Origin of the sequence: Arthrobacter crystallopoietes, from assembly GCF_002849715.1 — a bacterium.
Lineage (GTDB): Bacteria > Actinomycetota > Actinomycetes > Actinomycetales > Micrococcaceae > Crystallibacter > Crystallibacter crystallopoietes.
Genome location: NZ_CP018863.1, coordinates 705,979 through 717,831 on the forward strand (window position 1 = coordinate 705,979; position 11,853 = coordinate 717,831).

At 69.0% G+C, this 11,853-nt stretch carries 12 protein-coding genes; 3 read left to right on the forward strand and 9 right to left on the reverse strand.

Annotated elements, in window-relative coordinates; translation table 11 throughout:
• Nucleotides 1-119: 119 nt before the first annotated feature.
• From AC20117_RS03390 to AC20117_RS03400, 3 genes are all read right to left on the reverse strand, one after another.
• Nucleotides 120-1,139 (reverse strand): LLM class flavin-dependent oxidoreductase, encoded by a 1,020-nt coding sequence (locus AC20117_RS03390; protein WP_074700987.1) that lies wholly within the window; start codon nt 1,137-1,139, stop codon nt 120-122.
• A gap of 97 nt (nt 1,140-1,236) precedes the next feature.
• Nucleotides 1,237-2,421, reverse strand: a complete 1,185-nt coding sequence (locus tag AC20117_RS03395; protein WP_074700986.1) for a TerC family protein — start codon at nt 2,419-2,421, stop codon at nt 1,237-1,239.
• Nucleotides 2,422-2,759: 338 nt separating this feature from the next.
• Nucleotides 2,760-2,966: a hypothetical protein gene (locus AC20117_RS03400; RefSeq protein ID WP_101632515.1), complete on the reverse strand. Its 207-nt coding sequence runs from the start codon at nt 2,964-2,966 to the stop codon at nt 2,760-2,762.
• A gap of 107 nt (nt 2,967-3,073) precedes the next feature.
• Here AC20117_RS03400 and AC20117_RS23210 point away from each other — a divergent pair, with 107 nt between their 5' ends.
• Nucleotides 3,074-3,271, forward strand: coding sequence for a hypothetical protein (locus tag AC20117_RS23210; RefSeq protein ID WP_139186788.1), 198 nt, complete (start codon nt 3,074-3,076; stop codon nt 3,269-3,271).
• A 42-nt stretch (nt 3,272-3,313) separates the two neighbouring features.
• On the forward strand, nt 3,314-3,640 hold the full coding sequence (locus AC20117_RS03405) for a hypothetical protein (protein ID WP_074700985.1): 327 nt from the start codon (nt 3,314-3,316) through the stop codon (nt 3,638-3,640).
• Nucleotides 3,641-3,658: 18 nt separating this feature from the next.
• Here AC20117_RS03405 and AC20117_RS03410 read toward each other — a convergent pair whose 3' ends face one another.
• Genes AC20117_RS03410 through AC20117_RS03420 form a run of 3 tightly spaced genes read right to left on the reverse strand, consistent with a single transcriptional unit; the run spans nt 3,659 to nt 7,577 of the window.
• Nucleotides 3,659-4,519, reverse strand: coding sequence for a glycosyltransferase family 2 protein (locus AC20117_RS03410; RefSeq protein ID WP_074700984.1), 861 nt, complete (start codon nt 4,517-4,519; stop codon nt 3,659-3,661).
• Nucleotides 4,516-6,165, reverse strand: a complete 1,650-nt coding sequence (rfaE2, locus tag AC20117_RS03415) for a D-glycero-beta-D-manno-heptose 1-phosphate adenylyltransferase (protein WP_074700983.1) — start codon at nt 6,163-6,165, stop codon at nt 4,516-4,518. Before rfaE2 ends, AC20117_RS03410 begins: the two co-directional genes overlap by 4 nt.
• Nucleotides 6,162-7,577, reverse strand: a complete 1,416-nt coding sequence (locus AC20117_RS03420; RefSeq protein WP_074700982.1) for an aldehyde dehydrogenase family protein — start codon at nt 7,575-7,577, stop codon at nt 6,162-6,164. Before AC20117_RS03420 ends, rfaE2 begins: the two co-directional genes overlap by 4 nt.
• Nucleotides 7,578-7,781: 204 nt before the next feature.
• Between AC20117_RS03420 and AC20117_RS03425 the strand changes: the two genes are divergently transcribed.
• On the forward strand, nt 7,782-8,981 hold the full coding sequence (locus AC20117_RS03425) for a glycosyltransferase family 9 protein (protein ID WP_083339749.1): 1,200 nt from the start codon (nt 7,782-7,784) through the stop codon (nt 8,979-8,981).
• Here the strand turns inward: AC20117_RS03425 and AC20117_RS03430 are convergent.
• The 3 genes from AC20117_RS03430 to AC20117_RS03440 are packed head-to-tail and all read right to left on the reverse strand — an operon-like array spanning nt 8,947 to nt 11,809.
• Nucleotides 8,947-9,666 (reverse strand): SDR family oxidoreductase, encoded by a 720-nt coding sequence (locus tag AC20117_RS03430; RefSeq protein WP_074700981.1) that lies wholly within the window; start codon nt 9,664-9,666, stop codon nt 8,947-8,949. The two genes, AC20117_RS03425 and AC20117_RS03430, sit on opposite strands and share 35 nt — an antisense overlap.
• A 35-nt stretch (nt 9,667-9,701) precedes the next feature.
• Nucleotides 9,702-11,081 (reverse strand): PfkB family carbohydrate kinase, encoded by a 1,380-nt coding sequence (locus tag AC20117_RS03435; RefSeq protein WP_074700980.1) that lies wholly within the window; start codon nt 11,079-11,081, stop codon nt 9,702-9,704.
• Entirely contained in the window at nt 11,078-11,809 is a 732-nt protein-coding gene (locus tag AC20117_RS03440) for a D-sedoheptulose-7-phosphate isomerase (protein ID WP_083339973.1), read from the reverse strand. Before AC20117_RS03440 ends, AC20117_RS03435 begins: the two co-directional genes overlap by 4 nt.
• Between the last annotated feature and the right edge of the window lie 44 nt (nt 11,810-11,853).

Sequence of the window (11,853 nt, forward strand, 5' to 3'; positions counted from 1 at the left end):
ACGCCCAGGGTAGGCCACGTTCCCGGCAGAAACGTGCGCCTGTGGAGGGAGGCTGCCGGGCCCGCCAACGACCGTTCTGCGGCCTGCTGCCGCGCGCCGTCGTTGTTTGAAATGCGGTGTTAGGCGATGCCCCATGCCTCCGCCAGTAGCCGGTAGGAGTTTTCGCGTACCTGCCGGTCGTAGGCGTAGGTGACGACCATCAGCTCACTAACGCCGGTGGCCTCGACCAGTTCGCGGAGCCCGGCGCTGACCGTTTCCGCGGTTCCGACCGCACCGGCGGAGAGCCGCGCCTGCACCATTGCGGCCTCACGCGGGTCCCAGTCCGCCATGGCGTCCGCCTTCGGCGGCTGGACCGGACGGCGTCCGCCGGTGATGATGTCCCGGACCACCTGCTGGTGCGAGGAGAACTGGAACGCGGCTTCCTCGGCGGAGTCCGCGACCAGCACGTTCACGCCGGCGATCACGTACGGCTGGTCGAGCTGGGCTGTTGCGGCGTCCGGATCAAAGTACTGCTTGTAGACGGCGATGGCCTCATGCAGCGACTCCGGCGCGAAGTGGGAAGCCGCGGCAAAGGGCAGTCCCAGCTGACCGGCGACGGCCGCCCCGGAGGTTGAGGAGCCCAGCACGCACATGGGCACCTGGGCATCCCGGGCGGTGAGGGCGCGCACGGCCAGGCCCTCCTGCGAGCCAAAGAAGGCCTGCAGATCCGCGATTTCGCCGGCGAAGGCCTGGCCGGAGGAATCGCCGCGACGCAGCATGGCGGCGGTGCGCGGATCGGTCCCCGGCGCCCTGCCCAGTCCCAGGTCGATCCGGTCCGGATACATCCTCGCCAGGGTGCCGAACTGTTCGGCGACAACGAGCGGCGCATGGTTGGGCAGCATGACGCCCCCGGAGCCGACCCGGATGCGGGACGTGCGGGAGGCGGCGAGACTGATCAGCAGGGCGGTGGCGTTGCTGACTACGCCTTCGTTGTTGTGGTGTTCGGCAAACCAGTAGCGGCGGTAGCCGGCGGCGTCGGCCACCTCGGCCAGCCGGGCGCTGGCCTCGATGGCCTCCGCCACGCTCTGGCCTTGGGAAACCGGGGCCAGATCCAGCACGGAGAGAGGGACATCGGAACGGAGGTCAAAGGCGTCAGTCACCGGCCGATCTTACCGGCGGAGCCGATCGGCCGGGTGCTGCCCGCCGCTGCTGTTACAGCGGATGACCGGCTTGCCTTCTGCAGTTACCAGGCTGGGTTTACCGGGCCAGGTACTCCTTGTGCTGCTTGTGCGCCTCGGCCACCTGGGCGCGGATCCGGTCCACGTCCTTGGCCTTGTTGCGGTACTTCGGCTCCATGTGTTCGATCTGCCGCTCTTCCTCGCGCAGCGCGTTGTAGATGCGCTCGCGCTCCGCCGGGTCCGCGGTGTAGCTGAGATCCAGGTAGTTGACCGCATGCCGGCGTGCGTTGTTGATGGCGGTCTGGGCCTTGCCAGCCTTGCTCAGCAGCGACGCCACGATGGTCACGACCAGCACACCGATGATGACGGTCAGGGACAGACTCGTGGAAATCTCCACCACCGGAACGGGCTGGCCGCCGTTGACGAACGGCAGGTTGTTTTCGTGCAGGGCGTGCAGGATGAGCTTGACCCCGATGAAGGCGAGGATCGCGGCCAGGCCGTAGGACAGGTAGATCAGCCGGTCCAGCAGTCCGTCGATCAAGAAGTACAGCTGGCGCAGGCCCATCAGCGAGAACGCCGTGGCGGTGAAGACAATGTAGACGTTCTGCGTCAGGCCGAAGATGGCCGGAATCGAGTCCAGCGCGAAGAGGATGTCCGTACCGCCGATGGCCACCATGACCAGCAGCATGGGGGTCAGGACCTTCTTGCCGTTCTCCACGGTGAACAGCTTGTCGCCGTCGTAATCCTCGGAAGTGTGGAAGAACTTGCGGGCCAGCCGGATCATGAAGTTGTCGGCTTGGCCGCCGCCGTGGTCAGGCTTGATCAGGTTGCCGGCGGTGATCAGCAGGATGAGGCCGAAGGCGTAGAAGACCCAGGCAAAGGAATTGATCAGCGCGGCGCCGAGGAAGATGAAGCCGGTGCGGGCGATCAGCGAGAACACGATGCCGAACAGCAGCACCTTCTGCTGGTCCTCGCGCGGAACCCGGAAGCTGGCGATGATGATCAGGAAGACAAACAGGTTGTCCACCGAGAGCGCCTTCTCCGTGATGTACCCGGCGAAATACTCCGAGCCCATCGCGGTGCCGCCGTAGATCAGGACGAGAATGCCGAAGATGATGGCGATGCCCACGTAGATGGCGGACCAAATGGCCGCTTCCTTCAACTGGGGAACATGCGCCTTACGGATGTGGAAGAAGTAGTCAAAGGCCAGCAGGGCCAGGATGACCACTATCGTGATGCCCCAGATCAGGGGGGAAACAGTCAAGGTATGCCTGCTTTCGTAAGGTGGGTAGCAGTGAGCCGAGTAAGTCTCTCCGCCCGCCGTCCGGCTGGCCGCTGCACCCGGCAAGGCATCGGTGCCTGACGTGTTGACGTGTGCAACGCTTGGAATACTCCCTTACGCATTTTTCATTCTAACGTCGGTTTCAAGAAGAGACGAATCGTTGGCCCGGTGCCGGCGGGGGATTCTTGCTGGCCCACAGGGAACACAGTTGGAACGACGCAAGTCCTTGGCGGCGCATTGGAGCAGGCGATGGGCTGCAGCTTGATAGGCGGGGCGTGGCACTGCGGCGGCTATGCTGGCTGCGCGGCTCTACGGCGGAGTCAGGTGCCGTCGCTGCCGGGGCCGCGCTTCTTCTTGTCCGCGCTGATTCTGCCGGCGCCGATGGCAGCACCGACGGCGACGCCGACGACGATCCACCACCACTGGCCAGCTATCGTCGACAGCACAACACCAAGCAAAATCCCGAAGATCAGCCCCATAATCAGCGGGTCGGTTCCGGGTTTGCGGCCCCTGGATCCCTCAGCCATTGTCCCAAGGTAGCAGTGGAGCAGGTTGCTGTCAGCAGGTCCGCGTCGCATGGGCGACTATGCGGCATCCCCTATGCACGCTCTGCCGCCTGTGCAACGCTAGGGGCATGGACAGAGCCGACTTGGAACAAGCCGTGCGGCTTGCCACCGACACCGAACGGGCGGCGGCTGCGGAGTACCGGCAAGAAATTCTGGCAAGCGAAGCGGACGGTAGCGCCACGCTCACGCCGAAGGGCCGCGAGTGGGTTATTGCCTACGACGAACTCGCCGCGGCGCAGGACGCCTTGGAAGCCGACCAGCGCTGACCGGACGTTAGCCATGACCGTTACCGACGAGGAAAGGCAGCAATGTCTTACTTTCTGGAATACGTGATCCCAGCGGGCCAGGGCGATGGGGACTACGAGTTCCCGGTCAGCGAAGAACACCGCGGGTACACCGTCCCGCTGACCGAGGTTGACGCGGAGGTCATCCACACCGACCGGTTGCCCGTCCGCACCGAGGTCATCGGCGCAAGCCTGGACGAAGCCAAGACCGCCGCGGAAGAAATCCTCAGCAACAGCAAAGCCAGTCAGGCCCGTCTCTATGACGACCCGACCGAATCCATGCAGACCGGGGCCGGCACTCTGATCGCCAGCTATGCGCAAGGCAGCGGCTGGCAGGAACAGGCCCGGTAGCAAGCAGGGCGAAAGCTACTACTGGTCGAGGATGACCTCGGATGCTTCGGTGGACCGGTCCGTCACGGTAGTGGGCGCTTCCAGATGCACCGCGCCGGAGGGCAGGATCCCCGCCCCGCCGTAGCGCTCCATGACCCGCAGTTGCGCGACCACGTCTTCACCGGCATGGGCGGCCGGCAGCTCCTTCCAGAACTCGAAGCCGCCGCACTCAACCAGCTTGTCGCGGTCGTAAAGCACGCAGCCGCCCACCCAGGCCACCTTGTACAGCCGCCATCCGCCGTCGGGAATCTCCAAAGACCGGGCGATGTGGGTCAGGTTCGCCGCGTTGTGCAGCGTCCAGCGGGCGAACCGTTCATCCGTCCGGCGCACGCGCTCCGGCTCGACGGCCCCCTCCCATAGTTCAAAGGGCTCCTGCTCCTGGGGCCGCTCGTCGTCCAGGTAGGACAGCCCCTGGACGGCGGCGCCGATGAACCCGCAGCCCGCCTCGCGGATGGCCGCGTGCATCCGTGCCAGCATGCCCGGCTCCAGCCAGATGTCATTGTCCAGGAACAGCACCAGCGGCGCGTTGGCAAGGCCCAACAGGAAATCGCGCTGCTCCGCCATGCCCTGCCTGGGCAGATGCCGCTCGAGCCTGACCTTCCGGCCCTGGGCCCGGAGTACCCGGACCATTGCGGCGACCGCCGGATGCTCCCAGGTGGGGTCGCCGTCGGTCTGGTCGCTGATGGTCACCGAGAACGCGGGCCCGTCCTGGGCGGCGAGTCCGGACAGCGTCACGGCCAGTTCCGCCTCGCGTCCGTAGGTGGGGATCAGTACGTCCACCTCGGCCGGCGGCTCCTCGGGCACCGGGAGCGCCCACTGCCCCGAGTGCCTGCGCGTCATGCCCGATCCGCCTCTTCGGCCACGGGTCCGGCCGCAGCGGTGCCCGTAGCCGTGCCCGTTGCGGGGCCGCCTGCCGTGGCCGCGTGGGTTCCCGCGCCTGCAGCCGTGCCGGTGCCCGTAGCCGCATCTGTGATTGCGGCTTTGGCCGGGGCCTCGGCTGTACCCGCACCCGCGCCGGTACCGCGGATGCGCCGCACTACCGCCGTCGTCGAATGTTCGGAGACATAGTCCAGGATGCTCACCTGTCCCCCGTACGCTTCGACCGCGGGCGTTTCCTCCAGCATCTGCGGCGAATAGTCCCCGCCCTTGGCATAGATGTCCGGTTTGACGGCCTCGATCAGCGGGATGGGGGTGTCCGTGTCGAACACGGTGACATAGTCCACGCAGCTGAGCGCCGCGATGATGCCCGCGCGGTCCCCCACCGGATTGATCGGCCGGTCCGGGCCCTTGAGCCGGCGGGCGGATTCGTCGCTGTTCAGCGCGACCACGAGCACGTCGCCGAGCTGTTTGGCCTGGTTCAGGTAGCGCGTGTGTCCGCGGTGCAGCACGTCGAAGCAGCCGTTGGTCAGCACGATCCGCCGCCCCGCTGCCCGTTCGTCGCCGAGCCGCCGGGCCAGTTCCGCCGCGTCCAGCGCGGTGTCGCTGAAGCTGCCCAGGTGTCCGGCCAGATCCGCCGTAGTACAGACCGAAGTGCCGGGGCGGTGGACAACGACGTCGGCAGCGGCCTGCGCAAGATCCAGACAGGTGGTCAGCTGCAGGCCTGCCGCCCGCGCGAGCGTCAGGCAAGCGACAAAGGTGTCCCCCGCGCCGGATGCCTGCTTTTCGGTAACGGGACGCGCCCACGTGCGGTGCGTGCCGCCGTCGTTGTTGAGCAAAACGGTCCCGTCCCGGTCCAGGGTAACGACGGCGGAGCGGGCACCTGCCGCTTCGAGCAACTGCCCGCCGCTCGCGGCGACCAGCCCCGCCCGGTCCGAGTCCGGTTCGAAGGCGATGCCGAGGAGCCCGGCGGCCTCGCCCGCATTGGGCGTGACCAGATCCGGCTGCACCTGCGCCCAGGGCCGCGGATCATGCGCGTCTACCACCGTCAGGCGGTCGCCGCGGTGGGCCGCCAGGGTTTCGCGCACCGCGCCGCCGAGGGCTCCGGAGCCGTAGTCGCAGACCACCACAGCGGCACTGGCCAGCAGCGCCTGCGGCACCGCGGCGGCGAGCTGTTCCACGGCGTCCGCCGGCATCCGCTGCGTCTGTTCGTCCATCCGCAGCATGATCTGGTCCCCGCCGATCACGCGGTACTTGGTGGTCGTGACGACCTGAGGATGCTCGATGAGACCGGAGACGTCCACGCCGGCGCCGGCCAGCAGTTCGCGCAGGCGGCCTCCGGCCTCGTCGCTGCCGGTGAGCCCGAGGATCCGCACCCGCGCACCGAGCGCGGCAAGGTTCATGGCGGTGTTGGCGGCGCCGCCGGGGGCATACTCGCGCCGGGCCATGTCCACCACGGGAGCCGGCGCCTCGCGGCAGAAGCGCTCGATCCGGCCGGTGAACCAGCCGTCCAGCATCACGTCGCCGAGCACGGTGATCTGCGGGGCGGCCTCTGCCAAGCGCTGCGGCAGCCAGTCCGCGAGTCCGGAAATGCCTTCCAGCGAGCTCATCGCCTCACCCCACCCGGCAGGCCGACATGGACCACCTTGACCTGGGTGAATTCGTCCAGCAGTTCCGGACCGTAGCCGAAACCGTGGCCACTGTCCTTGCGCGGCTGGGCCGAGCCACCCGGAGCGCCGCCGAAGACGGCGTTGATCTTGACCGTGCCGACCGGCAGCGCTGCCACCGCCTGCTGGGCATGCGCCATGTCGGCCGTCAGGACGGTGGCGGCCAGGCCATACCGTCCGGCGGCCGCGAGCTGCAGCCCGTCCTCGAAACTGTCCACCACCGTCACCGGTGCCACCGGCCCGAAGGTCTCCTCGGTCATGATGGTCATGTCCTCGGTGCAGCCGAGCAGCACGGTGGCCGGGTAGTGCGCGCCCGGCCCCTCGGGCGGTTCACCGCCTTCCGTGGCCTTCGCACCGGCGGCCACTGCCTGGGCAACCTGGGCATGGACTTCATCGCGCAGCCTGGTATCCACCAGCGGCGCAAACTGCTGGCTGGTGTTGCGTCTGCGGGCCTCCTCGGCGAGCGCGTTGCAGAAGGCGTCGGCGATGTCGCGGTGCACGTAGATCCGTTCCACCGAGGTGCAGATCTGGCCGCTGTTGGCGAACGCCCCGATCGCCGCCTGCTCCGCCGCCCACTCCGGGTCCACGCCGGCGTCCACCAGCAGCGGGTCGTTGCCGCCGTTTTCGCGGATGACATGCGCTCCGGTCAGCGCCGCCGCCTGCGCGATCCTCGTCCCGGTGGCACTGGAGCCGACATGGGCGAAAACGTCAACGCCGGGATGGCTGGTCAGCGCCGAGCCCACCTGTGGTCCGCCGTTGAGCGTGATCAGGACATCCGGCGGCAGCACCGCGGCCAGCACCTCCCCGAGTGCCGCGCCCAGGTGCGGGCAGCGCTCGCTCGGCTTGTGCACCACAGTGTTGCCGGTGACCAGGGCGGCGCCCAGCAGGCCCGCGGCGACGGCGACCGGATCGTTCCACGGGGTCAGCAGGACCGCGACGCCGCGCGGTTCGGCCACGGTGTAGTCGGCGGCCATTTTCGAACCGCGCAGGCTCAGCCCGCGGTGCACCGGGGCCAGTTCCGCGTACTGCCGCAGCGTTGCCGCGCCGGCTTTGACACCTTCCAGGGCTTCGGCTTCCGGCCGGCCGGTTTCGCGCGCGTTCAGCTGCGCCAGCCGTTCGGCGTTGTCGTTCAGCGCGGCAGCAGCCGCGTGCAGCAGTTCGCCGCGGGCCGCCGGGTCCACGCCTGCCCAGCCCTGCTGCGCGGCGCGGGCTGCGGCAACCGCCTGGTCCACGTCCGCGGGGCCGGCCTGCGGCACGCTGCCCACCAAGCTCCCGTCGCGCGGATCGTGAATGGTGATGGCCGCGTCGGCTGCTGCTTTTTCCTGCTGCAGTACTGTCTCGGAACCGGTTGTCATATCGCTCCTTTTCCAGATCGGCCCGGCCGCACACCAAAGTGCCGGCCGGACAAAGCGTTCTGCTTCACTCCGTACCCCGTTGCCTGCCCATTCAGACACGGAGGATCCAACCTCTTTGAAGCACTGGTCAGCGGCGCGGAAGCGCTTTAGTGTGAAGCTCAGAACAGCTACTGCCGCTGCCCGCCGGCGAAGATGGAGGTACACATGGAACAGGAAATCGACGTCGACGAGGTGGCCACCGGCGGAGCGGACTTCGGCGGCGAGCGGCTCGATGCAACGGCGGGGCAGGGCCTCGTCGGCCCGCTGCTGGGACGGTTCGAGGATGTCAAGAAGATTGCGGTGCTGCGCGGCGGCGGGCTCGGCGACCTGATGTTCGCCGTGCCGGCCATGCAGTCGCTGGCCGCGGCGTATCCGGAAGCAACCATCACGCTGCTCGGGGCGCCGCTGCATGCCGCGCTGCTGGGCGGCCGGCCGGGTCCGGTGGACCGGGTGGAGGTGCTGCCCTATGCGGAGGGCGTGCGGCCGGGACCCGAGGATCCCGCGGTGGTGGAAGAGTTCCTGGCCCGGATGCGGGCAGAGCGCTTCGATCTCGCCGTCCAACTGCACGGCGGCGGGCGCTTTTCCAACCCGTTCCTGCTCCGGCTTGAAGCCCGGCACACCGTGGGCACCCGGACCGAGGACGCCGCGGCGCTGGAACGGACCGTCCCGTACCTCTATTACCAGCACGAAGTGCTCCGCGCGCTCGAAGTGGTGGGTCTGGCCGGCGCGGCGCCGGTGGCCCTGCAGCCCCAGCTGGCGGTCCTGCCCGAGGAAGAGGCGGCAGCTGCCGGCCTGCTGGACGCCGGCCGGCCCTCCCTGGTGACCATCCACCCCGGTGCCTCCGACCAGCGGCGGCAATGGCCGCCGTCGTACTTTGCGCAGGTCGCCGCCTGGGCGGCGCAGGATGGCTGCCAGGTCCTCCTGGTCGGGGGCCCGGAGGATGTGGATTTGGCAGACAACGTGGTTTCCCAGGCGCAGGAATTAATGCACGACGCCGGCAGCATCCGTTCCGTGGCCGGGCAGTTGGGGCTCGGGGAACTGGCCGCGTTGCTGCGCGCGAGCGACGTCATGCTCGGAAACGACAGCGGACCGCGGCATCTGGCCCAGGCCGTGGGCACGCCCACCGTCGGGATCTACTGGGCCGGGAACCTGATTATGGCCGGCGCGCTGGGACGGACCGTGCACCGGGTCCACATGTCCTGGATGACGCACTGCCCGGTCTGCGGATCCGATCTGACGCAGGTCGGCTGGACCGCCGAGCGCTGCGAACACGAGTTTCCGCTGACCGAGCAGATACGCCCCGAAGACGTCTACTCGGACGTCCGCCAGCTTAGGGCCACGAGTCTTCTTCTTCGTGGCAAATAACCATCTCGCGCACCTCGCAGCCCTTCGGCTGTGAGAGTGCGAACAGGATGGCCTCGGCCACCCGCTCAGGATCGTTGAGCCGGGAATCGTCCTGCGGCTTATACTGCTCCGTCCGGTCGTCGAAGAACCGGGTCTTCATGCCGGCCGGAATCATGGTGGTGACGCCGATCTGCCCGCGGGTCTCCGCCGCGAGCGCGCGGCTGAAGCCGACGACGCCGAACTTGGAGGCGCAGTAGGCGGTTGCGTCGGATACAGCCTTGATGCCCAGCGACGAAGCGACTGTGATGACCCGCCCGTGCGAAGCCGTCAGGTAAGGCAGTGCGGCGCGGACCACCGAGACCGTGCCCATCAGGTTCACGCCGATCACCTTGTCCCATTCGTCCGCCGGGACGTCTTCCAGCCGGCCGCAGCGGTCGATACCTGCCGCGGTGACCACGGCGTCCAGCCCGTCCAGAGTTTCCGCCGCCTGCTGCACCGCCGCGGTGACGGCCTCGCGGTCGGAGACATCGACTTCCAGGCACTTCACGCCGGAGACACGGCTGACGTCACGGTCCAGCACCACCGGGGTGCCGCCGGCCTCGCGGACCGCTTCGACGACAGCGGCGCCGAGGCCGGAGCCGCCGCCGGTGACCAGAACTCGACCGGGATTGTAGGGGGTCGTAGGCGTGGATCCTGCTGATTTCATCTGTTCCTCCTAATGGACGTGGATGGTCTTGTTGGCTAGCCGACCTTGGCCAGCGCGGCGGCCAGCCGGGTGGTGGAGCGGGCCGGATGGTAGGGAACCGTCACGGCCCGTCCGCCCCAGGTCTGCAGCAGCGCGGCTTCGGGCAACTGGTCCGCCGTGTAGTCCCCGCCCTTGACCCAAAGGTCCGGCCGCAGCTGTTCCAGTGCCGCCTCCGGCGTCTGCTCGTCGAAGACCAGCACCGCGTCCACGCACTCCAGCGAGAGCAGCAGTTCGGCGCGGTCCTGCTGGCCCATGATGGGGCGGTCTTCGCCTTTGAGCCGCGTAACCGAGGCGTCGGAGTTGAGACAGACGATCAGGCAGTCGCCCAGTCCGCGGGCCGCGGCCAGCGTCCGGGCGTGGCCGGCGTGCAGCAGGTCAAAGCAGCCGCCGGTCGCCACCACGGTGCCGCCGGCTTCCCGGGTCTGCCGGGCCACCCGCAGCGCATCCACGCCGCCGCCGTGCAGCTGTTCCGGCGCGGCTTCTTCGCGCAGGCTGGCCACCCCGCCGGCGGCGAGGAATGCGGCCGCTTGTTGCACGGCGCCTTCGGCCGCGGCCTGCAGCGGCTGCCCGCCCATCAGCCCGACGGCGAGCGCGCCGGCAAAGCGGTCACCGGCGCCGCAGGGGTCCCCCGCCTGCACCTTGGGTGCCGGGATGACCTGCGGCAGGCCGTCATCGGCCAGGACCAGCGCGCCGGCGCCGCCGAGCGTGACGATCACCGAGCCGCACTGCCAGGCACGGCGCAGTTCCTCCGCGGCCAAGGCAGCTTCGCGCGCACCGCCGTCCTGCTTCGCGGAAAGCCCGGCTGCCCGGATCGACTCCGGCAGGTTGGGCGTGACCGCGGTGACGCCGGGTACCGGAATGCTTCCGGAAGGATGCGGGTCCCAGACCACGGGTATCCTGCCGGCCAGTTCCTGCAGGAGTCCGCGCAGCCGTATATTCGCGGCCAGACCCCGCCCATAATCCGCCACGACTACGGCGTCGGCCTGTTCGAGGGCGGCGAGCATAGCGTCGGTCACGCCGGGGATCTTCACCTCGCCGCACCCCTCGTCGAACCGGACAACGCACTGGCCGGCGGCCCGGATCCGGGTCTTCACCGGCGTGGGCACACCGGAGGGACCGGCAATGACTTCTATCCCTTCGAGGGCGCCGCGCAGCTGACCGGAGGCGCCGTCGTCGGACAGCACGGTGACCAGCCGGACGGCATGCCCGTCGCGCTCCAGCATCCGCGCCACCAGCCCGGCGCCGCCGGCCCGGTAGTCCGTCTCCGCCACATCCACCACCGGCACCGGCGCATCCGGGGAAAGCCTGCTGGCGTCGCCGTGCACATCGGCGTCGAGCAGCACATCGCCCACCACCACAATGTTCTTCGGGCTCATGGACGCCCCCTTCTATCCGTACTGCGCGGACTGGCCGTGCGGCCCGAGCCTGCCGGGATCGTTCCGGCCGCGGCTTCGGCCGCCCGGCGGCGGGACACCTCGGCGTCGAACGCCCGGCAGATGGCATGCAGGGCCATCAGGTGGCCCTCCTGCACATTGGCCGGCAGCGCATCGATGGCGATGTAGTCGTCGCAGATCCTGGTCAGCGGGTTCGGGGCGCTGCCGGTCAGCGCCCAGGTGGTCACGCCCAGGCTGCGGGCGGCCTCCACGGCGTTGAGCAGGTTGGCGCTCTTGCCGCTGGTGGTCAGCAGGACCAGCACGTCCCCCTCGCGCCCGTGGCCCCGGACCTGCCGGGCGAACAGCTGGTCGAAGCCGTAGTCGTTGCCGATGGCGGTCACGGCGGAGGTCTCCGCATGCAGCGAGATGGCCGAGAACGCCTCCCGCTCGCCGTCGAACCGGCCCACCAGCTCTGCCGTTAGGTGCTGTGCCTCCGCGGCGGATCCGCCGTTGCCGGCCGCCAGCAGCCGTTGCCCGCCGAGCAGCCGGTCCGCCAGGTCGATGCCCCAGGCCGCGAGCTGCGGCGCCTGGCTGCGCAGCGAATCGACGGCCGGAGCCACCTGCCCCAAATGCGCCAGCACCGCGTCCAGGCCCTCAACCGTTTCCTCGCCGGCGCCGTCCTGGCGCCCGGGGCCGGGAACAGTGGAAGGCACGACGGCGGGACTCGGCACCGGGACAAGGGCGGGCCCCTGCGGCCGGACGTAGGTTTCCGGCT